Source organism: Nocardia iowensis (assembly GCF_019222765.1).
Classification (GTDB): Bacteria; Actinomycetota; Actinomycetes; order Mycobacteriales; family Mycobacteriaceae; genus Nocardia; species Nocardia iowensis.
In genome coordinates this window covers 4,112,297-4,136,257 of the sequence record NZ_CP078145.1, presented here as the reverse complement: position 1 = coordinate 4,136,257, position 23,961 = coordinate 4,112,297, and the positions used below count along the sequence as shown (strand labels likewise).

Sequence of the window (23,961 nt, the reverse complement as noted above, 5' to 3'; positions counted from 1 at the left end):
GACCGCCGATCCGGATCCTTCGGGGATGCTTGTTCTCGACCGGGATTCGGCGGCTTACCTGGCTCGAAAGTAGGTGCCCTGCATCCACTCCTGCCAGCGTTGGCACTGGCTCGAGCGTGCCCGCGGCGGCGACCGCCGCTACGTCGAGCGCGCACCTGGCTACACGCTCGAGAGCGTACGGATCTCCGAGAGACCCCTCGCGCCGCCTACACCAGCGGTGTGGTCACTGTCCCGCTGAATGTGGGCGGTTGAATGCGCCCGCGTCTGCGGCGAGGGCGGCGCTGACGGCCGCGCGGTCGGGCAATTGGGGGTCGGGTGGGGTTCTCAGCAGCACCAACTGGTGGTAGAGCGGTGCGGTAGCGGCGATCAGCAAGGCCCGCGCGTCGACCGCAGGTGAGAGTTCACCGCGGTGGATCGCTCGCTGAACGATGATCTCGGACTGGGTGTATCGGTCCTCCCACAACTGTCGCAGGGCTCGGGCAGCTCCCTCGGATCGAAACGAGACCGCGATCAACGCCACCGCGATCGAGGACTCCTCGCTCAGCGAATCCTGGATCTCGTGGTTCAGCGCCGCCAAGTCCCCACGCAGTGAGCCGGTATCGCGGGGTTGCCATGGCTGCTGGCTCGCCGCATGGAAGACGTCGGCGAGCAGACCGCCGACATCGTGCCAGCGGCGATACACCGTCGCGCGATGCACGCCCGAGCGGGTGGCGACGCCATCGATGCTCAGCGCGTCGTAACCGTGTTCGGTCAGCTCCGCGCTGACCGCCTCGAGCACCTGGGCTCGGATGCGGGCGGTTCGGCCGCCCGGGCGGCGGGCTGCTGGAGCGGGCTCGGAAGCCGGAGGCGGTGCGGTACTCATCGTTGGTGATCCGATTGCTTGACGGGGCAGAGCCTTCACGATACCTTAGTGCGACAGTGGTCGTATTAAGTGAGGTTGCCGATGTTCTTCGAAAGTGTTCACCCGGCCCTGCGGTCTTCGCGGACCGTGTCGTCCTCGAATGCTTCGGAGAGTGCATATGCCAACCCAGATCACCGCGCTCGCGGTCAGCAAATCCTTCGACGGCACGCCTGTTCTCGATGAGGTGACGTGTTCGCTCGCCGCGGGTGAGCGCACCGGGATCATCGGCGAGAACGGCTCCGGCAAGACCACTCTGCTGCGCCTGTTCGCCGGCCGGGAACAGCCCGACCACGGCGAGATCATCGTCCGGGCCGAGGGCGGCGTCGGCTACCTCGCTCAGGACGAGCGGCTTCCGCCCCACCTCAGCGTGCAGGACGTCATAGACCGAGCCCTGGTCGAGCTCCGGGCGATCGAACAACGGATGCGCCGCCTGGAGGCGGTCATGGCCACCGGCGACGAGTCAGCGATGGCCGAATACGGCGAGCTGACAACCATTTTCGAACTACGCGGCGGTTACGACGCGGACGCGCGAGTGGAACAGGCGCTGCACGGTCTGGGGTTGAGCCTGGTGGACCGCGACCGCACGGTCGGTGAGCTTTCCGGCGGCGAGCAGGTTCGCCTGCGCTTGGCCGCGGTACTCGCGGCGGGCACTGAGGTGCTATTGCTGGACGAGCCGACCAACCACCTCGACGCTGAGGCACTGACCTGGCTGGAGGATCACCTGCGTGCCCGCCGCGGCACGACGGTGACGGTCTCGCACGACCGAGCCTTCCTCGAACGGGTCGCGACCAGCCTGCTGGAGGTCGACGCGGATCGGCAGCGCGTCATCCGCTACGGCAACGGCTATGCGGGGTTCCTGACCGAGAAGGCGGCGGCTCGCCAGCGATGGGCGCAGGCGTACACACAATGGCAGGCCGACACCGATCGGTTCCGCGAGGTTGCCGCCACCACTGCCCGCGACGTCGCACCGGGCCGGGCGATGAAGGACAACAACAAGATGGCCTACGACCGAGCCGGTGGGCGGGTGCAGCAGTCTCTGGCCAGCCGGGTCCGCAATGCCGAGGAACGGCTGCGCCGCCTCCTCGCGGACCCGGTGCCACCGCCACCGCAACCACTGCGCTTCGCTCCTACCCTGCGCGCGGGTAGTGCGCGCGGCACCGTGCTCGACGCCACCGACGTCGCGGTTTCGGGCCGGCTCGACCGGACCAGTCTCACGATCACCGCGGGTGACCGCCTGCTGATCACCGGACCGAACGGGGCGGGCAAGACCACCCTGCTGCGCGTGCTGGCCGGTCGGCTCGCGCCGGACAGCGGCACCGTCACCCACCACGGCAGGGTCGGCTACCTCGCACAGGAGCCATCTCCCGCCGAACCCGGTCAAACGCTGCTGGCCGCCTTCGCTCGTGGTCGCGCCGGCGGAACCGAGCAGCAGGCCGAACAACTGCTGTCGCTCGGCCTGTTCGACCACGCCCAGTTCACGAAGCGCGTCGCGAACCTGTCCGCCGGGCAACGGCAGCGTCTCGCCTTGGCGCGATTGGTCACCGAGCCCGTGGATGTGCTGCTGCTGGACGAGCCAACCAACCATCTGTCGCCAGGTCTGGTCGAAGAGTTGGAAACCGCACTGGCCGAATACCGGGGCGCCCTCGTGATCGTCAGCCACGACCGGCGGCTGCGCGCCCGCTGGCGTGGTACGCATTTCGACCTGCGCACCTCGGCATTCGTCTGACCTCGCCGATTCCCGATCACCCACGCACTGAAGGAGTTTCGCTGTGCCCAATGGTCCCTTGATTCCGGCCGACCCGACCGTGCTCCACCCCATGCCCGGCCAACCGCGGGTGGTGCTGTTGAAACCGCTGGTCACCTCGCCGCTGATCGAGGTCGGGGAGTTCTCCTACTACGACGACCCGGACGATCCGACCGCGTTCGAAACCCGCAACGTGCTCTACCACTATGGGCCGGAGAAACTGATCATCGGGAAGTTCTGCGCCCTGGGCACCGGAGTGCGGTTCATCATGAACGGCGCCAACCATCGCATGGACGGCCCCTCGACCTTTCCTTTTCCAACCATGGGCGGCTCGTGGTCGGACCACTTCGACCTGCTCACCGGCTTGCCGAGCCGAGGGGACACGGTCGTCGGCAACGACGTCTGGTTCGGTAACGGCGCGACCGTGATGCCCGGCGTGCGGATCGGTCACGGCGCGATCATCAGCACCGGCTCCGTGGTCACCGGCGACGTGCCCGACTACGGCATTGTCGGCGGCAATCCAGCCCGCCTCATCCGAACGCGCTACAGCGACCAGGACATCGCCCGGTTGCGGGCAGTGGCGTGGTGGGATTGGCCCGTCGAACACATCACCGCACACCTGCGGACCATCATGTCGGGCAGCATCACCGACCTCGAAGCCGCCGCCGCTGACTTGAAATGAGTAAAATGCCTTCTCGCCCTTGATGTATCGCGACGATCGGCGCCCCGTCGCGGCGATGCCCGTTGTCAGCCGATACGCGACCCTTCTCGCTCAGGTCGTACCGTTGCCCGCCGCGCCGAGCACCGTGAGCGCAGCACCGACCGCAGCCGTACGTAGTCGTTCGGGCGGGACTTCGGGCAGTTGCAGGCAGCAGTCCTGAATTCCGCCGAATGCCATGATCGCCCGGGCTGCTTGATCGAGAGTGGGATCCGCCCCGAACACAAGTCTGACCAATCGTCGACGCCAGTCCAGCGCCGCGTCGATGGATTCGACTTCTCCCAGAATCCTCAGCTCCGCGAGAACGAGCATCAGTTTCTCTCGGTGGCGATAGTGGAAGTCGAAGTAGTCCGTCAGCAGCTCGGACACCACCACAACGTTTCGCCGTTCATGCCTCACCACTAGTTCGTCACCCTCCTGAATAAGAGGTTGCACGATGCTGCGAACCAGATCCTCCCGTGAGGAGAAGTGGTAGTAGAGCGCCGGTTTCGTGATGCCGAGACGATTCGCGATGTCCTGCAGACTGGTGCGCTGAACACCCTGCCGGGCGAACATCTCGAGCGCCACCTCTTGGATGCGCTCTCTGGTGTTAGGGACGGAACGTGCCACCCGACAACTCTAGCTGACTTACCGGAAGGTAAGTGTTACGCTTACCTTCCGGTAAGTCAGCTCGCGGCGTACGCACCGTCAGCGAGCGAAACGAGCGACCATAGGGGGGCCTGTGGACTCACACGCGTTGGCGATCTTCTGGGGCCTGATCACCGTGGGCACCTACCTACCAGCCCTCACCAGCCGGCGGTTCTACGATGCGCTGTTGCGAGCCAAGGAGATTGAAGAGTTCGTGATCCTGTCCGGACTGATCAGCCTCGTCACGGGCGCGGCATCACTTGCGGTGGAACACCGCTGGGAATGGGGGCTGGTCGGTGTGCTGACCACGATGGGATGGGTCAACACGATCAAGGGCGTCGTGCGGTTCCTCGAGCTCGGCTTCGCGCGCAACGCGGTCCGCAAGACGAACGACCATGCCTTGCTCGTCTACATCTACATGTCGCTCGCGTCGGCGTTCGGCTGCTACCTGCTGTACCGAGGTTTCTGGACGTGAGAGAAGGCTTCGATACTCTCGTCGAGAGTGGTCAGCCTCTAATGTTCTTGCGCTGGTTGGCATTGAAGCGCGCCTTCTTCTGACGATTCCCGCACGTGTTCATGTCGCACCATTTGCGGGTGCGACTTTGGCTGGTGTCGAAGAAGGCGGCTTGGCAGGTTGGCGATGCGCACAACGCCAATTTTCCGTCTCGTTCGCCTGCGATGATGCTGATCGCGTCGGCGGCGATTACGCCTAGGGCATCTTCTACGCAGGAAGCCGAGCTGAGTCGCCATCGTCGATTGCCGTCGGGCGTCAGAATAGCCGCGGCCCGACCCTGGATGCTGCAGTCATTGATGACTTGGACAGCAGACGCAGGGAGAGCATCGTGGATCGCGGCCGCTGTCGCGGCGGCGTGAATTGATTCCCTCAGTTCGCGAGCGAGTTCGAGCTGGGCGTCGGTGCAGGACTCCACGGCAAGGCCATTCACTACCAGCCAGTCGACCAGTCGCTGCGGTGTGGGAATGCGCTCCACAGCGTCGCCATGACGCTCCGACAGCGTCCCCGTAAAGCTGGTCGCCAGCACATTACCGAGGCGAAAGTCAGGGAACCCAGCAGGCATGGAACCACCTTAGCTGGTTGCACACCGACATGCCGCCATGTTAGAACCGTCTTAGCCGGTTCACACTAGGTCTTAGCCGGTTCCACGATGGCCAGGAGGTCTCATGCCCCGTCCAACCAGCGACGTGCACGCATTCGAAGCCCACGCACCTGACGCTGACCTCGATGATCTGCGCGCGCGATTGGCCGCGGCGCGGCTACCGGAGGCCGAGACGGTCTATCGCGCCGCGCCCGACCCTCGCCGATGGGAACAGGGCGTTCCCCTCGCCGACCTCGTCGATGTCGTGAACTACTGGCGCACCGGGTACGACTGGCGGAGTTTCGAAGAGCGCCTCAACCGAATCGGCCAGTTCCGCACGACCATTGATGATCTGGGAATCCACTTCCTGCACCGCCGATCCGCGCGCGCCGATGCCACTCCCCTGATCTTGACGCACGGCTGGCCAGACAGCATTGTTCGGTTCATCGATGTAGTAGACGAGCTGGCAGATCCGAAAGACGCAGACGCGCCGGCGTTCCACGTCGTGGTCCCGTCGCTACCAGGCTTTGGTTACAGCGACAAGCCGGCCATCACCGGGTGGGGAACCGAAAAGATCGCGGCCGCATGGGTGGAACTGATGGGAAGGCTCGGCTACCGCAAGTTCGTCGCCCACGGCGGCGACTGGGGAGGCAATATCACCACGGTTCTCGGCGGCAGGTTCCCGGCGCACGTTCTCGGCATCCACACAACGTTCGCGGAGGCACCGCCGGGGTTGACAACGGACGGGCTGACGGCGGTCGAGCGCACTTGGATCGAGGAAACCCGCGATTTCTGGCGCCACCGCGCGGCGTACGCGAAGCAGCAGGCGACCCGACCGCAGACCATCGGCTACTCGCTCGTCGACTCACCGGTCGGGCTTCTTGCCTGGATCCTCGACAAGTTCGCCGAGTGGACAGATACCGAAGACAGCCCGTTCGAGACGATTTCCATGGACCGCGTTCTTGACGACGTCACCCTGTATTGGCTGACGCGGACCGGCGCATCGGCGGCCCGTATCTACTACGAAAGCCACAACTTGCTCGATCCCGAACTTCGGGTCGACGTCCCGTCAGCACTGACGATGTATCCCCGCGACGTCGAGAAGTGTCCGCGCCCCTGGGCACAGGAGCGGTACCGACAGATCGTCCGATGGCGGTCGCCCGAAACCGGCGGACATTTCCCGTCGCTGGAGGTTCCCGAATATTTCCTCAAGGACCTGCAAGAAGGCCTCGCGGCAGTGCTGGCCGCTAATCGGTGAACGCGGCCGGGTGCCGGGACTCGGAATTGGTCGCTACAAAATCGGCATGTGCGTGTGTTGAGTTGTTATGTGCCCGAGGCAGACACGACGCTAGATCATGAGCTGGCGCACGCTGATGGGCTCGCCCGGGGTCAGGGAGCGAAGTCCCGGAGCGGGCGCAAGGCCGTTTTCGCGGAGGTCACCTGGTCGGTGACCCGCCGCCGCGCCAACGGCCCCAGCCTGCGCGCGTTCCCCATCGGACGGCCGCCGCTCAGCGAGGGCTGACGAGAACGCGGACGAGGCCTTGGCCGGAGTCCAGGGCGGTCAGCGCCTTGCCGATGATGGACCCCAGGCCGCGGCTCATGTCGGAGACCCGGCGCGCGTGCCCGGTGGTGGTCGAGGTTGTCAGCAGGTCGCCGGGGCGGATCGGGCTCTGCGTCGCGTCGGCGGCGCACCACACCTTGCCCATCAGCGCGATGTTCACGCTCTCGTCGTGGCGGTCGAGCACGATCGCGGGCGCGACACCGCCTGCGCCTGAAACGATTCCGGCGACCGCGGTGTCGTATTCCCGGCGGCACGGATGCACCGCGCCGCTCTCACCGACGACCACAACCGTGCCCGCGGCGATCCCTGACTCACCGCAGGTCAGCGCCTCCGCGTAATCGGCCCCGGCCAAGAACAGATCCCCCGTCACGGTGATATTGCCTTTGACGGTCACGTTCCCCTCGAAATAGCCCGCGTCACCGCGGCCCTTGTTGTAGCCGGCGATCGCCGCGTGATTCGAATGGGTTTCACCGTGTACCCCCTCACCGCCGTGCGGTCCCCCGACGCCCCATACCCCCGGACCGTTGCTGAGGTTGTAGCCGCCGACGCCGGCATGGGCGGTGCGGGAATTCCCCGTCACACCTTCGCCACCGGATTCAGCGCCCCGGCCCCACACGCCGCTGCCACCGCTCGGGCTCTCGTTGTAACCCGCGACGCCCGCGGTGTTGCCGTAGCTGACACCGTGCACGCCCTCGCCGCCGCTCTTCGCACCCTCACCCCACACGCCGACGCCGCCGTTGGGGTTGTGGTTATAGCCGCCGACGCCAGCGTATCCAGTGCGGGAATACCCTGTCACACCTTCGCCACCGGATTCGGCCCCCCGGCCCCACACGCCGCTGCCACCGTTCGGGCTCTCGTTGTAACCCGCGACACCGGCGGTGTTGCCGAAGCTGACACCGTGCACGCCCTCACCGCCACTCGCCGCACCCTCACCCCACACGCCAACTCCACCCGCGGAATTCTTGCCCGTTACGCCGGCCTGCGCGGCATCGCCGGAAACACCCTCCAAAGGCATCGACATGACAGCTCTCCCTCCCAGCCCGCCGCCCAGCCGCGATAGCCACCGAATCATCGGCGAGAACAGTGGTCCCATGCTGGGCGGCATGATCTTCGGCAAGCAAGCTCTCGGTCCGCCCACCGAACCCGTTCTCCAGCATTGCCTTCAGCGCGGCACGGCTGTGCTGCCTACCTGATCGAGAAGTTCCCAAGCTTGCCTGAAAATCCTTCGTACGAGATGTATCCCACCGGGGCGACCAGTGCCCGTGTTCGCAGCCTAAGCTGCCGAGCATCTGGCAGGCGGCCACCCTCCGGCTAGCGCTACCTCGGGTGGGTAGTCAGCAGGATTCCCGCTGTGCCGGTTCGTCTCGATGATGGTGTCCGAACCTTTTCGTACCTGCCCTGGCGCGCTGCGGCGCTCGCGGTCGCCGTACCGCCACGGCTTGCCTTGCCACGATCGGAGAGACGATGTCCCGACCTCGGAAACCAACACTGCCTGGTGCGCTGGCCACGGTGGTGCTGGTGGGCCTGGCAACAGCGTGTGATCCCGGTGCTGGTACCAACTCCAGCGCGACGAGTGACCCGCCCCCTACCGCGTCGAGCACGGCTGCACCGAACGCCGACGCCCCATCGGTGGTGGCCGGGCTGGATCTGGAACGCATCACGATCAGCGATCTCCAGCACGCCATGGACACCGGCAGGTTGAGCTCTGAACAACTGACCGGGGCCTATCTGAAGCGGATCGAAAGTCTCAATCCCCTTCTGCACGCTGTGATCGCGGTGAATCCGGATGCGGTCTCGATCGCGCGCGACAGCGACGACCGGCGCCGCGCACAGCGGTCGCGTGGGCCACTGGAGGGCATCCCCGTCCTGGTCAAAGACAACATCGACACCGCCGACAAGCAACCGACGACCGCCGGCTCGTCGGCGCTGCTCACGGCCGAGCCCACCACCGACGCTTTCCTCGTCGGTCGATTGCGCGCAGCCGGAGCCGTAATCGTGGGCAAGGCGAACCTCTCCGAGTGGGCAAACTTCCGCTCCACCAACCAGATCGCCGGCTGGAGCGCCACCGGCGGACAAACCCGCAACCCCTACGTCCTCGACCGCAGCCCGTGTGGATCCTCCAGCGGGTCTGCCGTGGCCGCCGCTGCCGCTCTTGCCGCGGTAACGATCGGCACCGAGACCGACGGGTCGATCGTGTGCCCGGCGAGTGCGACGTCGACGGTCGGCATCAAACCGACGGTGGGCCTGGTCAGCCGCAGCGGCATTGTGCCGATCACCTTGCGCCACGACACCGCCGGACCGATCGCGCGCAACGTCGCCGATGCCGCACTGACCCTGTCGGCTATCTATGGTGTCGATCCGAACGATCCCGACACCGCCGTCGCCCAGGACATGCTGCCCACCGACTACCGGTCCCTGCTCGACCCGAACTCGCTGCGCGGCAAGCGAATCGGCATATGGCGCACCGGTCGTGTCGGGATAGACCCCGACGTGGACCGAGTCTTCGATGCCACCGTGGCGCGGCTGCGCGGCCTGGGCGCCGTCGTCGTCGACAACGTCGACGTCCCCAACTCCGACGAGGTGGTGACCCGCGACCTGCTACCGGCCGTCTTGACCGAGTTCAAACACGACCTGAACGCCTACCTCGCCGCCACCCCCGGCGAGCACCCGAAGGACCTGACCGAACTGATCGACTACAACCGCCGCCACGCCGACACCGAACTGGCCGGTTTCGGCCAAGAACTGTTCGAGATGGCCGACAAGACCGATGGCGACCTGACCGATCCGACCTACCGCGCACACCGCCAAGCCGCGACCGATCAAGCCCGGCGAGCCATCGACGATGCGCTGACCCGAGACCGGCTCGACGCGATCGTCACTCCGACCGAGGCACCAGCCCCGAAACTCGAATATCAGGGCGGCGGAACATCATTCGCCAGTTCCACGCGCAACTCCGCGATGGCCGGGTACCCGATCGCCACCGTGCCCGCCGGATATGCCCGCGATACGCTGCCGCTCGGCTTGTCCTTCATCGGAACGCGGTTCAGCGACGCACAACTGATCGCCTACGCCTACGCATACGAGCAGGCGACACCGGCTCGCAAGGCTCCGGACTATCTGCCGACCCTGCCCTGAACAACACCGCCGCAACCAACCGAAGCGATCACGCGATCCGCAGCACACCAACAATTTTCGGCGCTGCCGTCGCAGACCGAGACCAAGCGGGATCACGTCATCGACACCGAACTGCACGCGCATCTGCATGGGTGCGAGTTGAGAAGCTATGCCAGCCAACCATTCTGGACTGCTGGCCAACGCGCCCTCCGCGGCATTTGCATGTGCTTGGTTTCCACGCTGGACGTCTCATGGAACTCGGGTATCGCGGTTACGAGCGTGGGAGACAAAGATTTCGAGTATGAGCAAGCCGAAATCGCCTCCGGCCCGCCACGCCGAGGTTGTAACGCTGCGCTCGTCTTGCCGAAGAGTTTGGAGAGTTGGGATGTCATCCGGTCAGTACCAGTCCAGACGGCTGATCATGCGGTCCACCTCGTACGCGGAGGAGGAAGTTATGGATTACGCTTCCACCTTCGGATGGGACGTGGTCGATGAGACGGAGGAAGACACCGCTGCCGGTACTCTTCGGGTTGTCACCTGGGAGATCTCATCCGGAGTCGACCTCAGCTACTCGCTCGATGACGCTACCGGCTGTCCATACGTATTTGTGACCGCCGCCATTCCGAGTCAACGTCAGGCTTTCATCGATCATGCCGAGGACCACCTCGAGGTGTTCTCCCGAGAAGAACTGATTACCTTCCACGACGGGGCCGACACCGTTGAGGAGCGCGCCGGAGCTCTGTTGATGCTGGCGTTGAGTTCCCCGCCAGAATTTGACGAGGACAGCCAGGTTCGCGTGGTCGAGGGGTTGCGCGATCCACGGAACGACCTGCGTGAAGCGGCTATCTATGCGACGGGGTACACACCGGCGCGGCGGTACGTCCCGATGTTGCGGGAGATCGCACTACACGACCCTGTCCAGCAACTCAGAGATAATGCGCAAGACATGCTCGTCGCATACGAGGAAGCCGGGATCGGAGAGGAGTGACCCCGCGGCGGGCCCCGCAGGCGCCCAGCTCCGATGAGCCGGGCGCCCGATCGAGCTGGCGGTCGGGGCGAGCCCCCACGCGGCATCGGGGGCCGATAGTCACGGCAGCCCCGACCCGTCGTCACCACAACCCGATTCACACGCTGCTGCGATCCTGGCCTGTCTGCGTAGCGTCTTTGGTTATTCAATCCGCACCTCGGCATGTGTTGCGCGACACGTCGATGCGGCTCGGGACAACTACAAGACCGGGCGTGCATGGGCCGAACTCAGCACAGCGGTGACGCCGGTTCGGCGGTCAGCCCGCTGGTCGGTGCGGCGGCTCCCGACCGGGTCGTCGGCGTTCATGTCACCACCGGCCCGGCACCGGTGCCGTTCGCACCGTTGCCTGACGATCAGTACGCGAAGCTCACCCGCTCCGAGCAGCAGCGGCTGGATCGGTTCTTCGCCGAGAATCCCGCGACTCCGGGATATCTCGGTCTGCAGTCGCAACGCCCGCAGACCCTCGCCTACGGCCTGGTCGATTCCCCGGTCGGGCAGCTGGCCTGGATCATGGACAAGTTCTGGGAATGGACCCGCCCCAAGCAGACACTGCCCGAACAGATCATCGACAAGGACATCCTGCTCACCAACGTCATGCTGTACTGGCTGACCGGTACCGCGGGCACCTCGGCGTATGCCACCTATGTGCGCGGCGGAGGCTGGGGACCCGAACCCAACTCCGGCGTCCCGACCGCAGTGCTGCTGACCCCGATCGACTGGGCTATCCGCAGCTATTCCGCGCCCTCGCACACCATCACCCGCTGGACCGAACTCGACCACGGCGGACACTTCGCCACCCTCGAGATCCCCGGCGAACTCACCGGCGATCTCCGAGAGTTCTTCCGCGACAAACGATCCTGAACTCTATCCACCGCAGCGCGCGATGCCGCTGGGCAGACAGGGCATCGAAACCGACACTACGAAACCGAGGAGCACAAATATGACCGTCACCGTGATCACCGGAGCTAACAAAGGGTTGGGATTCGAGACCGCCCGCCAGCTGGTGGCCGCCGGTAACACCGTTTACGTGGGCGCACGCAACCTCGACAAGGCCGAACGCGCCGCCGGGCAACTGGGGGCGCCCGCTGCTGATCGACGTGACCGACGACGCGTCGATCCGCGCCGCCGCCGAACAGGTCGAATCCGAGCAGGGGCAGCTGGATGCGCTGGTCAACAATGCCGGTATCGCCGGGCCCGAGCGTGAGCCCGACGAGGTCACCGGCGCCGACATGACCGCGGTGCTCGACACCAACGTCGTCGGCGTCGTGCGGGTCACCCACGCGTTCCTGCCGTTGCTGCGGCGCAGCGATGCGGGCACGATCGTCAACGTCGCCTACAACACCTCCAAGACAGCAGTGGCGATGCTGACCGTGCAATACGCCAAAGCCTTCCCCTGGTAGCCATCCCCTGGCACGGCGGAAACGGCTGCACAGCAACGCAACCCTTCGGCCACTGACACAACTACTCACTACAACATGACGATCTGCCAGCATCGCTCCTCGGCGAGGGGCTGATGTGGGCAGATCGTCGGACCATCACGACAGCCACCAGCAAAACACCCGCTCATCGACATAACTGTGCGTTGATTACGGCACGCCCGCAAAGGGCGACACAGCAGCTGGCCTACACATCGAGCACCGCGGTCGAACTTCGCGGGCCGACGCGGTGACGGAATCCCGCGATCAGAACCCGCGATCGCGTACGGTGCCACGGCTGGGTACGACAAGGAACATGAAGGAGAGGCATGAAGGTAAAGCGGGTGCTCGCAGCTGCGGTCGTCGGCGCGGCCGCCATCTCGAGCGTATCCATTGACGCACCAGCCGCTCCACCGGCCGAATGTGGTGCCAAGCCACAGGACTACGTGGGCACGTTCAAGTTCGAAGAAATCTTGGCGGAAACTGAGGACGGATCCGTCAGCAAGGCGTCGGGAGAACTCACACTCAAGGATGACCGCACTTTCGACAATCTGGCCAAATACCCGATCTTCACGACCTCCTTCAAGGGGAAGTACAAAGTCATATCCCCGGGTGTGCTGCTACTCGAGGGCAAAGCAGGGCAGATGCCTGCCAAACAAAAGTTGAAGGCCACCTGCAAGCAGGGCGAATCAAGAGTCGATACCTTGAATAACAACGACCAGACCTACGTACGTGAGTCCTAAGGTGCGCTCAGCTCTGGACAGGTTTCGTTCTCCACAGCGCATTTCGTAACGCTGCGACGCACCCTTGGGACGAGTACGACCACGAGGCGTCAGCGGTGAGCTCGGCAGTCTTCACCTCGGCGTGGACCACGTCCGAGCTCACCGCGACGCCGCGGGCGATCTCGCGCAGGGACTGACCTTCAGCGCGGCGGGCCAGGATTCCCGGCGCTTGGTCCTCGGGGTGTATGGTCCCGGCGCGATCAGTTCGAGAGTGGTGGCGCTCCTCGGCACGCCGGATCCGACGGTGTCAGATGCGGGTGAACGGCGCCCATGTCTTGATGGCGAATCAGTTTCCGTTGCGTTCGATTTCTGCGGCGCCGTGTCCTGGGAAATGTGCCGGTAGCACAAGTGCGTTGGTGTCAGCGGCCTGCCCGAGCAGCTGGTTTCGGGTCCGGCGGGCTCGGGTGGGGTCTTCGCAGTATTGGCTATTGGTATCGGGTTGCACGATTTGCAGCGGGGTGTGCAGGGCGTCTCCGACGAATAACGCTGTGTCCGAGCCTGATTGGAGTCTCAGGATGCTGGATCCCGGTGTGTGTCCCGGTGCGAGGTTGGGGAAGCTCGGCACCCGAACTCCACCGTCGAGGTAGGTGTTCCAGCCGACATGATCCTCGTGCAGGTGGGTGTTGATCACCACGTCGTTGTCCTCGCGTCGCACACCCGCAGCGGTCAGGCCTTGGATCAGGTCGGTGTCGTTGGCTTGTGCGCCGGGTTGCTGGGTGTGGGCGAAGCCGGTGTCCACCACTATGTTTCGGCCCTCGCTGCGCAGCAGCCAGACTTGACTCGCCGCGCGAACCGTATTGGTGGACACTTCGAAGAAGTCCGGCTCGAGCAAGGACCTGTGCTGTTGCCAGGTCGCTGTGGTGCTGCCGGGGAAGGAGGTGGCAGGCGAGATCTCGGCAGTGACGACCACGTTCACGATCCTCGTGACAGTCACATCGCCCAGGACGATTTCGTGCATACCGATCCGATTCTGTGAGTTCGTACGTTTTCCAGCACGAATCCCGTGGGTCCTGTTCGATACCTTGTCTTCCCGGGTCTTCCCAATGGCCGACCGCGGGTTTCAGCGATGTGAGGAGAAGCGGGCGCTGTTTATGACGATGCCGTGAGGTTACGACGATGCTGTCGGGTTCGGTGAAAGGCCGGGCATGGATCGCCAGCCCGCCGCCAGGGTGGCCACGGCGTGGGCGGCGTGGGCGGCTATGTTTTCGGCGTTGTAGTGCGTGGCGTGGAAGAACCCGGCTTCGTACAAGGCGACGTAGCCGTTGACCATGGCCAGGTACTGCTCGAACTGGGTATCCGAGTCGGCTCCGCCGGCGGCCGAGACCAAACCGCGCAGCATGCCCAACGCGGCCTGTGAGGCGGTGTTCAGCCGCCCTTCGCGCTCACGTTGCAGGTCGGCAGCGAAGATCGCGTCGATGGCGGGCCCGCGGGTGATGACGTAACCGACGTAAGCGCCCGCGCAGGCGCTCAACCGCAGTATCGGATCCGCCCCCGCCGCCTCGACCGCGGTGCCGATCCGCTCGACGGCCTCGAGGGAGGCTTGTTCGGCGACCGCGTTGAGCAAGGCATCGCGGTCGCCGAAGTGCCGGTACGGCGCCCCGGAGCTAACCCCCACGAGCTTGGCGACCTTGGCGACGGAAAATCCCGCCAGCCCCGCCTCGGCCAGGATCTCGAAGCTGGCCTCGATCAATGCCGCGCGCAAGTCGCCGTGGTGATAGCTCCGTTTGACGGTACGACTCCTTTGCTGGCTTGCCCGCCGCCACAATGTGAGAACGACCTTACATCACGGCGCGTCCTGAACCCTGCTCGCTATCCCGCGCGCTCGCCGAAATCGGCCCACCGCTGCCACTCGACCAGCCGGTCCGCATAAACCTGCTGGGCCATGGACAGGACGTCCTTTCCGAACAACACGCGCCTAGGCGGCTCCGGCAGGTCGACCAGCTCGAGCATCGCGGCACCAGCGGCGGCCGGATCGTTGAGCGTCGCCGCGGCGGACTGCTCGGCCAGCATCTCCCGCACCCGGTCGTAGTAGGGCAGTTGCTTGGACCGTTTCGCCGCGGTGGTGGGCGCCTCGGTGTCGTAGGCACCGGGCTCGACGATGGTCACTTTGATCCCGAACTGCTCTATCTCGCTGGCCAACTCGCCGAATAATCCCTCCACTGCGAACTTCGAAGCGTTGTAGGCACCGAATGCGGGGAAGTTGACCAGACCCGCGCCACTGGAAATCTGGACGATGTGTCCACTGCCCTGCTCGCGAAGCACCGGGATCGCCGCGCGCGTCACATGGAACGAGCCGAACAGATTCGCCTCGAGCACATCCCGGAAATCCTGCTCGGAGACCTCCTCGAACGCTCCAAAGAGGCCATACCCGGCATTGTTGACGATCACATCCAACCGGCCGAACTGCTCGTGCGCTTCCGCGATCGCTTCGAAAGCGCGGTCGCGATCGGTGACATCCAGCTCCAGCGCCAAGATGGCGTCGCCGTACTCATCGACCAGATCTTTCAATGTCTCCGGGTTCCGGGCGCTCGCAGCCACCCGGTCCCCCCGCGACAGCGCCGCCTGCACGATCTCCCGGCCGATCCCACGCGAGGAACCGGTGACGAACCAAACCTTGCTCATGTGCACTCCTATCGGATGTCACTGCCTGCGACTACCGGCAATGTAAGAGACCTCTTACTATGTAAGAGATAGCTTACATCCAATGCCGCCGACAGCACCCGACTGTGATCGGCGACACCAAAAGATTCGGCTCGACTTCTGCCGAGCTAGCACATCCGTACGCCTCCCGGGAACGAACACCCCAGATGCTGAGCGATGAAGAATCGACGCGATCGAAGCCCGTTGCGCCGCCGCCTCGCCCGGACCGTGGACGTCCTTTGTCGAGAGCCGTGATCACTGGAGCGGTGGGGACTTCATCCGGTAAGCGAGGCAGACGACGAGCCGGATATGTATGTCTCTCGCGCCGAACCCGGCGTGATCCGACCAGCCTCAGTTTCGGATCTGGACTTCATCGCCGCCGCTCGTCAGGACATCCCGACACTGGTCGCCGAGGTCCGGCGACTGCGAGCCGCAAGGGCTGACAACCCGTGACCGCTCATCGGCAGAAGCGCGCGTCCAACTGGATGCGCGCTTCTCGGCATGTGCGGATGTTCTGTGGCGCAGCTGATCTCGCCCTCCAGGCCGCGGCCCCCAGCGGCAGAAGCAGATGTTTCTGGTTTTGCTGCGGCTCGATCTCCGCCGGCTCGCGTGACCGAACGGCTACCGGCCGACAGAGTTACGGACCGACGGTGATCATGCGCCCTGGGTCGGCGGGGTTGTTCACAAGGAAGGTGGCTGACACCTTGTCCCATGAATCCCCCGTCGGGCAGGAGGCGTCACCGGTTGTCCGGTTCGGCACCGTATCGAGGACCGTCATCGACGGCAGCGACTGCAGGCCGCCGTTGTTGACGCTGTTGGTGTAGGTACCGGCCACCGTCACGGGTCCGTCCGGCGCGTATACGGTGGTGCAGTTCGCCGACCCACTGGTTGTGATTGTCACTCCCCCTTGGGGAATGACCAGATCGGCGGCGATCGGTGACCCGTTCTGCGCCGCAATTCCCCAGTTGCCGGTGGTTGTTACCTCGACGGTGCGACCGGACTGGCCGGTGCTGCATTGGCCCAGGGTCAGGGGCCCGAGCGACACGGTCACCGGGCCGCTCGAGTTCTTGTTGTTCGGTGCCGCGGGAACGGAACCGCCACTGGTCGTGCCGGTGTAGCAATTGACGGTCGAGGCGCCCGACCCGAAGACCACCGCGCCATTGTTCGAGGTTGCGACGCCCGCTCCGGCCGGGCTGACCGTCGTCGAGCTGTCGGCCTGTGCCGGACCAGCGCCGACCGCCATCGCGGCCGCGGTACAACTCGCCGCGATCAGGGCCGCCCGTGCGTAGAACAGTTTTCCGAACATTACGAAACTCCTTCGAGCAATACAACAGCGAGTCAACGACATTCCCGCGGATGCCCGAACCACCTACTCCGCATCGACGACAAACTCTTCGACACGGCTGATGATCTCCGCCCGGCCGAAACCGGTGGCATGGTGCGTTCGCGAATGGTCATGTTCGATAAATCGGTGTGGTAATCAGATCGGCGTGTCACGCCCCTTGGTCGATCATCGAACGCCCGGTTTGTCCTGTAAAGACCCCACAACGTGGGGACTCGCGGTTCTCGCGAACCGGTTGATAGAACCGGCATGCTCCGGTATACAGGTTTCCCGATCAGCGTTCTGGCACAACGACATCGGGCGATCGGGAGGCGTCACCGGCGAACGTAGGGCCGTCCCAGAACAGAGATCGAGGCACCAGGGCTCGGCATCAACTTGCTGCCGCCAGCACCCTCCACTTCTTCCTGGAACGCGAGCGGGCCTGCGGAGCCGCGTATTCGATTCGCCGACGCGCTTCGTAGGTACTGATTCGCAGCAGATCAGTCAATAGCTCCACGGTATCCCGATAGCCGGTGTCTGCGGCGAGGCCGCGACGCTCGGCTTCGGCGACGGCCGCGCGCATGGCAGCGTCCAGTCGCCTCCGGCGGCGTTCGGTTTCGACGAGGGTGCGCAGCAAGTCGACATCGGCCAGCTCCGGCCACCTTGCTGCTGGAGCATCCGGCGCAAACGCGGTCGAATGTATGTTCACCCGAACCAGCCTACCGCAACATCGAACATATGTTCGACAATTGGCACGACTCTCTGGGCGGGGCAGGGGAGACGGTCCCGGGCCGGTGCGGCAGGACCTTCGACGCTGTTCGTCGTGCCGACACCTCGCCGCGCGGAGCCACGACTCGACTGAAGCCTGGGCCGACGCGGGTGTGGATCCGAGCATCGGACTTCTTCTTCGACATAGAGCCGATAGACATTCCCGAGCCGTGGATCTGGGTTCCGGTGGAGGCCAGGTCCGCGACGAAGTGGTGTTCGACGTCGAAGTGGGCTATGCCCATATGGTCCCGGTCCAACGACGCGGCACGGTGAAGCCACCGTCGAGTTTAGCGCGTAGCGCGGCGTTCTCGGGGTGGAGTGTCACGGTCCCGGTTGCGGGCGGCGTCGATGCGTCCCATCCCGGCCGACCCCTCAGACCTGTTGTCGTACAAGCATATTCAGGTGCCTTCATGGTCGACTCACGCCTTGTCGACCAAGGGATCTGGACCACCATCCAATGCGCGCACCGCGGCCGTACCGCGCGTTATCCGAACCCCTGCCCCACCTGCGACACCCCGACCGAGCCGCTACTGACGATCTCAAGCACGGAGTGGGCCTTCGACCTCCACCACTGGATCCCGTACGAGGACCAGGCCGCCAACATCGCGTGGGGTCCTATACAAGGCGGCCCGAACAATTGGACCCGGATCTGTGTCTCCGACGCCAACGCCCAAATCATCCGAATCTGCCCGACATCACATGAGCATTCACACATCCAGATGATGCAGTAGCCAATTACGCCCTGAGCGGTGTGAACGGGCCAGGTTGGTCTGTTTCAGACCCGGCTTGCCCGGAACACGTTCGTGCTGAGGTATTTAAGGCCGGAGTCCACCAGTATGGTGACGATGGTGGCGTCGGGGCCGAGTCGTTGCCCGAGTTCGATGGCCGCGATGACGTTGGCCCCGGACGAGGTTCCGGTGAACAGCCCTTCTTCTGTCGCGAGTCGTCGTGTCATGGCTTCAGCGTCGGCGGTGGGCACCGGGATAATCTCGTCGGGGAGGTTTGGGTCCCACATCGGGGGTTGGTAGCCGATGCCGATGCCTTCGATGAGGTGAGCGCCGGGGCGGCCGCCGGACAGCACCGCGGATTCGGCCGGTTCGACAGCCACCACCCGCAGTCGCGGATTGTACTGTTTCAGCGGTGTGGTCGCCCCGCGCAGTGATGCCGCCGTGCCGACCGCTTGGACGAAGCCGTCGACGCGGCCACCGGTTTGCGCCCAGATCTCCTCGCCCATCGAGTGGTAGCCGATGATGCTGGCGGAGTTGGTGAGCTGGTCGGTCCAGTAGGTATTGGGTTCGCGCCCGAATTCGGCGGCGGTATCGATCATGTCGAGGATCAGCTTCTTGGTAATCCGCCCGTTCGCACTCGGAACCAAAATGAGTTCGGCGCCCAGCGCGGCCATCTGGATCAGCTTGTCCTCGCTGAACGCTTCCGAGCTGACGATCCGCAGCCGGTATCCCCTCGCCGCGCAGACCAGGGCCAGCGCGGCACCGGTGCTGCCGCCGGTGTATTCGACGACGGTGTCGCCAGGCCGTAGCCGGCCGTCGGCCTCGGCAGCGGCCAGCATGGCCTGTGCCATCCGGTCTTTCATGCTGCCGGTCGGGTTGTGGCCCTCGACCTTGACCAGGATGGTCGCGCAGTCGGCGGGCACGACCCTGCGCAAGCGCACAAGCGGTGTGTGGCCGATCGCCGTCAGCACGCTGGTACCGATTTCCATGACTGCTCGCCTTTCCAACGAATACATAGACGTTGTCGATCATCGGTACCTCGCGTCGGAGCTGGAAGTTCAATCCTTGAACCGCGCGTGTGGTCACGCGGTACGTACGCTGCCGGTGTGGGTGGTTACGGACAGTTCTGCGCCGTGGCGCGGGCGCTGGATGTGCTCGGCGAGCGGTGGACGCTGTTGATCGTCCGGGAACTGCTGCTCGGAGCGTCGAGCTTCGGTGACCTGTGTCGAGGGCTGCCGCGGATCCCCCGGGCAACTCTGTCGGCGCGGCTGCGGACGCTGCGCGCCGCTGGCGTCATCGACGGCTATCGCCTCACCGATGCTGGTGCCGCGCTCGCCCCGGTGGTCCGGGAACTGGCCCGATGGGCTGTCACCACCGACAGCGCCGCCCTGGGCGAGGACGATCTCGATACCGCCGCCCTCACCTGGGACATGCGCCGACGCGTCGATGCCGCCGCGCTGCCCGACCGCCGGGTCGTGCTCGCCATCGAGTTCACCGACCGGCCGGCCGCCGACCGCAGGTTTTGGTTACATCTCTCCCGGACCGGCGTGGACCTGTGCCGAGACGACACCGGCGCACCCGTCGACATCTGGCTCACCACACCGACCCGAGCGGCGACCGAATGGTGGCTCGGGAATCTGTCCTGGCCGCAACTGCTCCAACAACCCGGGGTCCAGGTGCACGGTGACCACGCACTGCAACGCCAGATGCCGCGCTGGTTCACACGCTACCTATTCACCCCCGACTTCCTCGACGCGACCGCAACCTGAACCCACCGGTCACCACCGTGCTCAGGCGGGCGGCATCCAGGCTGCGATGACCGCGTCGGTGGTGTGCCGCAAGGCGACTGGCGAGTTGCGCAGCAGCCCGTCCACCACCTCCCATCCGCACACCCGCCGGAAACGAATACAGGAGGCAGTCGGTCATCCCATGAGGTCCGTGATGTAGCGAAACGACAGGAGTTGAAGAAATGACGATACGCAAATACCGGAGGCCGGGCGCGCCGAGGATTGCCGCGGCGATCTCGGCAGGCACGGTAGCGGTCGCGTTGCTGTGCGGTGTGGGCTCGGCTGCCGGAACGGCGACCGCGCAGCCGCTTGCTCACATCGGTAAGACCGAGATCCTTGCGCAGGCGCCTAGTGGAGACGAAGAGGAAGATGAGGAAGCGGCGGAAAAGGAGCCGACGCCTGATCTGGAAAAAAAGGAGCTCCTCAAATTCTTCTGTGAGAAGAAGCCGCGGTCCGCGCAATTCTATGCCGATTGGGACGCTGCCCAGCGAAAGTCGGCAATCCAGTGGGAACCGGGGAAGGACCCACTGAAGGAGGCCCGCATGGCCGTGGCGCCGGATTCGGAAGGCAAACTGAACGACGACACCCGGGACGCGGTGTGTGACAACAGTAAGGAGTACAGCGAAGCCTTGAAGAAGGCTATGGGCGAAGCAGCGGACAAGATTAAACCCCAATATGAGGGCGAAGCTGGACTCAAAAAGCTCGAAGAGGAAAAAACTAAAATGTTCAAAGATGCCGTGGAAAAAGAGAAGAAAAAGGAGAAAAAATAGAGAAAGGCGATGAGGGACGCGACCTGGCTCATGGGCATATCGGTGGTGGTCAGGTAGCGGCGCGCCTCGTCACGGCGGACATCGTCGAGGATGGCGGCGAACGAGGTGTCCGCCGCCAACGGCTGGTCGGGCGATCGCGGTTGTGCCGGTCAGTCAGTCGGCCCGTTGCAGATCGTGCCGATGATCCTGGCGCCCGCACTTCCGGTGCCGGGGGCGGCGCGGTCCACATCAGCGATTGCGTTGCGCTCCGCTTCATCGGGCGTTGCGCCCTTGCCGAAGCCCGTGATTCGGATTTTGACCCAGATGAGATTGCTCTCCGCGACCGCGGCACATCCGTTTGTGAACGTCACGCGGGTGACACAATCTTGGGCACCGAAATTGCCGGAGCCAAAGCTCGCGCCTGCGCATTTCGCCTTCGCTGCTTGCACAGCGGCATCCTCGGTCGGGAAATTGGTTGCGTAGCCGAGCCTGCCGCCCCCGGGCGAAAACGCAATGGCACCCCAATTGACCGGGTATGCCGACGCCGGTGCGGCATTACAGACGGCAGCTGCACTCACGGCGAGCATGGCAGCGGCGGCTAGCTTCATCTTCATCTGTCTCTGGTGCTCCTTCTGCGAGCCGAGCCCGCTGAAACGCAAATGACGTGGCTGGGTGGATGGCATGACATCGAGGCGGTTTCGCTCCGCGACAGCCCCGCCAGTGAAACCGGCGTTGGCGCAATACTCGTGCACCGACGCCGGTTCCGCGAGACCCTAGTTCGTCCGGCACGTCAGCGTGTGCTCTTGGGCAGCCTGCCCAATTCGGCTGTGCGCGTTGGTATGTTGTATCCGTTGCGTCGATTTGTGACGTGACCGCGGGCCAACACTATCGCGGTTGGCCCACAGGATAATTGGAGTTCTTGATCATGCGTAGTCGTACCACAGTCGCAACACTCGGTCTCGGCGCGTTGCGCGGACTCGGCCTCGGCGCGCTCGTCGTGCTCGGCGCACTCGTCGTGGTTGGGCTGTACATCTACGATGGCGGGTCCAGGGACCATACGCACCTTCAGGTCGGTGACTGCTGGGACTACAGCACCAGATTCGACGAGAGTGTGCACGTGAAGCCGTGCTCTGAACCGCATTACGGCGAAGTGATCCTCAGTGAAGAATGGCCAAGCACCGGTCTGAGCGCGGACTTCTGCGAACAGCGGCTGAACGTAATCCTGTCGAAGAACAGCGGTCTGAACCCCTACGGCGTCCCAACCAAAACCATCCTGTGCGCGGTAACCTCCGCCGATCACGCCGACACCCGGATCGGCGGCCTCACCGGCAGAGTCACTCAGTAACCCCCTCGCCGACCTCGAATTCATCCCCCGCTCTGACCGAGATGCCCTGCCGGACAATCGATCAGCAGCGGATGCGGTCCCCAGCGGATCGCGCGCTCAGCGGCATGAGAGCTCACCATCGCCGACTATACGCAGCGGTCCTGCTGGCGTGGGGAAAAGGGAGTGTGGGGTGGCTCAGTCGCTTCGAGTGTCGTGTGCCGCACGGTTGGTGAGTACTTCGTCCATGTGCATCTCGGCCCAGCCCTTGATCTCGCGGACCAATCGGTGCAGTGATAGGCCGAGGTCGGTCAGTTCGTAGGAGACCGTCACGGGCACGGTCGGTGTCGCGGTGCGGGTTATCAGACCGTCTCGCTCCAGGGAGCGCAGGGTTTGGGTGAGCATCTTCTGGCTCACACCTGCCAGCAGGCGCGACAGCTCCGAGTAGCGCATCGAACCCGGCTCACCGGCGCAGGGGTCGCCGGGCTGACGTGATCCGGCGCTGCCTAATGCGGTCACGATCAGTGCGACCCATTTGTCGGAGATCCGCTCCAGCAGTTTGCGGCTCGGACAGGCCGCCAGGAAAGCATCGTATTCGGCCTTGGACTGGGCTCTCTTCTGGGCTGCCGTCATCGTCGCCATCAGCCGGTCCTCCAACCTACGGGTGAGTTACGCACTTCGAAGTGCCTACTTCCTATCAGGAAGTTACACATCAATGCTGAAGCAGGCCGCCAACAGGCGCCAACCTGCTCGAGATGAAAGACAGCGGTATGAACACTGCCACCCCTTCGCTTCCCGGCGGAACCTGGACCCTGGGCGACCTGACTGTCACCCGGTTCGGTTACGGCGCAATGCAACTCGCCGGACCCGGGGTGATGGGTCCGCCTGCCGATCGCGACGGCGCGCTCGACGTCCTGCGTGCGGCCGTCGACTTCGGCATCACCCACATCGACACCGCCGACGCCTACGGGCCACGCGTCACCAATCAGTTGATCCGCGAAGCACTGCACCCCTACCCCGAACCGCTGCACATCGTGACCAAAGTCGGCGCGACCCGCGACCAGCAGGGCGGATGGCCCCCGGCCCGACGACCCGAACAGCTGCGCCGCGCCGTCCACGGGAACCTCGATGCGCTCGGCCTCGACGTGCTCGACGTGGTCAACCTCCGGCTCGGCAATGCCGCAGGGCCACAGTCCGGTTCACTCGCAGAACCGTTCGAGACCCTAGCCGAACTCCAGCAGCGCGGGCTGATCCGCCACCTCGGCGTCAGCAACGCGACGGCCGAACAGGTCGCCGAAGCGCAGACGATCGCGCCGATCGTGTGCGTGCAGAACATGTACAACCTGGCCTACCGCCGAGACGACGAACTGATCGACACCCTCGCCAGGCAGGGCGTCGCCTACGTACCTTTCTTCCCACTCGGTGGCTTCAACCCACTGCAGTCCGCGGCGCTGTCGGCCGTCGCCGCCCGGTTGACTGCGACGCCGATGTCGGTCGCCCTGGCCTGGCTGCTGCACCGATCACCGAACATCCTGCTGATCCCCGGCACCTCGTCGACTACCCACCTACGCGAGAATCTCCTAGGCGCTGGACTGTCGCTCTCCGACAAGGACATCGACGAACTGGAAAGGATCAGCCACTAGACGAAATTCGGTGCTGTCGAA

Annotated in this window: 27 protein-coding genes; 15 read left to right on the top strand and 12 right to left on the bottom strand. The window is 64.7% G+C overall.

Annotated elements, in window-relative coordinates; genetic code table 11:
- Positions 1-223 precede the first annotated feature (223 nt).
- On the bottom strand, positions 224-862 hold the full coding sequence (locus KV110_RS19035) for a TetR/AcrR family transcriptional regulator (RefSeq protein WP_218477682.1): 639 nt from the start codon (positions 860-862) through the stop codon (positions 224-226).
- A gap of 157 nt (positions 863-1,019) precedes the next feature.
- Between KV110_RS19035 and abc-f the strand changes: the two genes are divergently transcribed.
- Together abc-f and KV110_RS19025 are read left to right on the top strand one after the other, a co-directional pair.
- Positions 1,020-2,627 (top strand): ribosomal protection-like ABC-F family protein, encoded by a 1,608-nt coding sequence (abc-f, locus tag KV110_RS19030; protein WP_218477680.1) that lies wholly within the window; start codon positions 1,020-1,022, stop codon positions 2,625-2,627.
- Between the two features lie 91 nt (positions 2,628-2,718).
- Positions 2,719-3,327, top strand: a complete 609-nt coding sequence (locus KV110_RS19025; protein ID WP_218478629.1) for a CatB-related O-acetyltransferase — start codon at positions 2,719-2,721, stop codon at positions 3,325-3,327.
- Between the two features lie 90 nt (positions 3,328-3,417).
- On the opposite strand, the gene KV110_RS19020 is transcribed toward KV110_RS19025, so the two are convergent.
- On the bottom strand, positions 3,418-3,972 hold the full coding sequence (locus KV110_RS19020; protein ID WP_281427776.1) for a TetR/AcrR family transcriptional regulator: 555 nt from the start codon (positions 3,970-3,972) through the stop codon (positions 3,418-3,420).
- 127 nt (positions 3,973-4,099) lie between these two features.
- Here KV110_RS19020 and KV110_RS19015 point away from each other — a divergent pair, with 127 nt between their 5' ends.
- Positions 4,100-4,465 carry a hypothetical protein gene (locus KV110_RS19015; RefSeq protein WP_218477678.1) on the top strand — a complete coding sequence of 122 codons (366 nt, stop codon included), beginning with the start codon at positions 4,100-4,102 and terminating at the stop codon, positions 4,463-4,465.
- 31 nt (positions 4,466-4,496) lie between these two features.
- On the opposite strand, the gene KV110_RS19010 is transcribed toward KV110_RS19015, so the two are convergent.
- Positions 4,497-5,066: a CGNR zinc finger domain-containing protein gene (locus tag KV110_RS19010; RefSeq protein WP_218477677.1), complete on the bottom strand. Its 570-nt coding sequence runs from the start codon at positions 5,064-5,066 to the stop codon at positions 4,497-4,499.
- Positions 5,067-5,169: 103 nt separating this feature from the next.
- On the opposite strand from KV110_RS19010, the gene KV110_RS19005 reads away from it, so the two are divergent.
- Together KV110_RS19005 and KV110_RS19000 are read left to right on the top strand one after the other, a co-directional pair.
- On the top strand, positions 5,170-6,342 hold the full coding sequence (locus KV110_RS19005) for an epoxide hydrolase family protein (RefSeq protein WP_218477675.1): 1,173 nt from the start codon (positions 5,170-5,172) through the stop codon (positions 6,340-6,342).
- Between the two features lie 48 nt (positions 6,343-6,390).
- Complete coding sequence (locus tag KV110_RS19000; RefSeq protein WP_218477673.1) at positions 6,391-6,606, top strand: hypothetical protein; 216 nt, start codon at positions 6,391-6,393, stop codon at positions 6,604-6,606.
- On the opposite strand, the gene KV110_RS18995 is transcribed toward KV110_RS19000, so the two are convergent.
- Positions 6,593-7,666 carry a hypothetical protein gene (locus tag KV110_RS18995; protein ID WP_218477672.1) on the bottom strand — a complete coding sequence of 358 codons (1,074 nt, stop codon included), beginning with the start codon at positions 7,664-7,666 and terminating at the stop codon, positions 6,593-6,595. The genes KV110_RS19000 and KV110_RS18995 overlap by 14 nt on opposite strands.
- Before the next feature lie 443 nt (positions 7,667-8,109).
- Between KV110_RS18995 and KV110_RS18990 the strand changes: the two genes are divergently transcribed.
- The 6 genes from KV110_RS18990 (at position 8,110) to KV110_RS18970 (ending at position 12,944) form a co-directional block, all read left to right on the top strand.
- Entirely contained in the window at positions 8,110-9,780 is a 1,671-nt protein-coding gene (locus tag KV110_RS18990; RefSeq protein ID WP_218477670.1) for an amidase, read from the top strand.
- Between the two features lie 433 nt (positions 9,781-10,213).
- Positions 10,214-10,747, top strand: a complete 534-nt coding sequence (locus KV110_RS18985) for a hypothetical protein (protein WP_218477668.1) — start codon at positions 10,214-10,216, stop codon at positions 10,745-10,747.
- A 255-nt stretch (positions 10,748-11,002) separates the two neighbouring features.
- Positions 11,003-11,647, top strand: coding sequence for a hypothetical protein (locus KV110_RS18980; RefSeq protein ID WP_218477666.1), 645 nt, complete (start codon positions 11,003-11,005; stop codon positions 11,645-11,647).
- A 22-nt stretch (positions 11,648-11,669) separates the two neighbouring features.
- Positions 11,670-11,990, top strand: coding sequence for an SDR family NAD(P)-dependent oxidoreductase (locus tag KV110_RS41815; protein ID WP_343224191.1), 321 nt, complete (start codon positions 11,670-11,672; stop codon positions 11,988-11,990).
- Positions 11,884-12,186 (top strand): SDR family NAD(P)-dependent oxidoreductase, encoded by a 303-nt coding sequence (locus tag KV110_RS18975; RefSeq protein ID WP_281427774.1) that lies wholly within the window; start codon positions 11,884-11,886, stop codon positions 12,184-12,186. Before KV110_RS41815 ends, KV110_RS18975 begins: the two co-directional genes overlap by 107 nt.
- A 344-nt stretch (positions 12,187-12,530) precedes the next feature.
- Positions 12,531-12,944 carry a hypothetical protein gene (locus KV110_RS18970; RefSeq protein WP_218477664.1) on the top strand — a complete coding sequence of 138 codons (414 nt, stop codon included), beginning with the start codon at positions 12,531-12,533 and terminating at the stop codon, positions 12,942-12,944.
- A 325-nt stretch (positions 12,945-13,269) separates the two neighbouring features.
- Here the strand turns inward: KV110_RS18970 and KV110_RS18965 are convergent, their stop codons facing one another.
- The 6 genes from KV110_RS18965 to KV110_RS18940 all read right to left on the bottom strand — a co-directional run bounded on the left by KV110_RS18965 (position 13,270) and on the right by KV110_RS18940 (position 19,429).
- A complete protein-coding gene (locus KV110_RS18965; protein WP_218477662.1) occupies positions 13,270-13,941 on the bottom strand; it encodes an MBL fold metallo-hydrolase in 672 nt (223 codons plus the stop codon).
- Between the two features lie 150 nt (positions 13,942-14,091).
- Positions 14,092-14,685, bottom strand: coding sequence for a TetR/AcrR family transcriptional regulator (locus tag KV110_RS18960; RefSeq protein WP_246634631.1), 594 nt, complete (start codon positions 14,683-14,685; stop codon positions 14,092-14,094).
- Between the two features lie 107 nt (positions 14,686-14,792).
- Positions 14,793-15,605 (bottom strand): SDR family NAD(P)-dependent oxidoreductase, encoded by an 813-nt coding sequence (locus KV110_RS18955; protein WP_218477660.1) that lies wholly within the window; start codon positions 15,603-15,605, stop codon positions 14,793-14,795.
- 655 nt (positions 15,606-16,260) lie between these two features.
- The gene (locus KV110_RS18950) at positions 16,261-16,929 is read right to left on the bottom strand and encodes a hypothetical protein (RefSeq protein WP_218477659.1); all 669 of its coding nucleotides are present in this window, start codon (positions 16,927-16,929) and stop codon (positions 16,261-16,263) included.
- Between the two features lie 406 nt (positions 16,930-17,335).
- Positions 17,336-17,653 carry a DUF222 domain-containing protein gene (locus KV110_RS41545; RefSeq protein WP_246634630.1) on the bottom strand — a complete coding sequence of 106 codons (318 nt, stop codon included), beginning with the start codon at positions 17,651-17,653 and terminating at the stop codon, positions 17,336-17,338.
- An 834-nt stretch (positions 17,654-18,487) separates the two neighbouring features.
- Entirely contained in the window at positions 18,488-19,429 is a 942-nt protein-coding gene (locus KV110_RS18940; RefSeq protein ID WP_246634629.1) for a PLP-dependent cysteine synthase family protein, read from the bottom strand.
- Positions 19,430-19,546: 117 nt separating this feature from the next.
- Between KV110_RS18940 and KV110_RS18935 the strand changes: the two genes are divergently transcribed.
- Together KV110_RS18935 and KV110_RS18930 are read left to right on the top strand one after the other, a co-directional pair.
- Complete coding sequence (locus KV110_RS18935) at positions 19,547-20,209, top strand: winged helix-turn-helix transcriptional regulator (protein ID WP_218477656.1); 663 nt, start codon at positions 19,547-19,549, stop codon at positions 20,207-20,209.
- 200 nt (positions 20,210-20,409) lie between these two features.
- Entirely contained in the window at positions 20,410-20,997 is a 588-nt protein-coding gene (locus KV110_RS18930) for a hypothetical protein (RefSeq protein ID WP_218477655.1), read from the top strand.
- A 149-nt stretch (positions 20,998-21,146) separates the two neighbouring features.
- Here KV110_RS18930 and KV110_RS18925 read toward each other — a convergent pair whose 3' ends face one another.
- Complete coding sequence (locus tag KV110_RS18925) at positions 21,147-21,590, bottom strand: DUF4189 domain-containing protein (protein ID WP_218477654.1); 444 nt, start codon at positions 21,588-21,590, stop codon at positions 21,147-21,149.
- A 311-nt stretch (positions 21,591-21,901) separates the two neighbouring features.
- Here KV110_RS18925 and KV110_RS18920 point away from each other — a divergent pair, with 311 nt between their 5' ends.
- Entirely contained in the window at positions 21,902-22,321 is a 420-nt protein-coding gene (locus KV110_RS18920) for a hypothetical protein (RefSeq protein ID WP_218477653.1), read from the top strand.
- Between the two features lie 174 nt (positions 22,322-22,495).
- On the opposite strand, the gene KV110_RS18915 is transcribed toward KV110_RS18920, so the two are convergent.
- Positions 22,496-22,939, bottom strand: coding sequence for a winged helix-turn-helix transcriptional regulator (locus tag KV110_RS18915; RefSeq protein WP_218477652.1), 444 nt, complete (start codon positions 22,937-22,939; stop codon positions 22,496-22,498).
- A 128-nt stretch (positions 22,940-23,067) separates the two neighbouring features.
- On the opposite strand from KV110_RS18915, the gene KV110_RS18910 reads away from it, so the two are divergent.
- Positions 23,068-23,940: an aldo/keto reductase family oxidoreductase gene (locus KV110_RS18910; RefSeq protein ID WP_218478625.1), complete on the top strand. Its 873-nt coding sequence runs from the start codon at positions 23,068-23,070 to the stop codon at positions 23,938-23,940.
- The last annotated feature ends 21 nt before the right edge of the window (positions 23,941-23,961 follow it).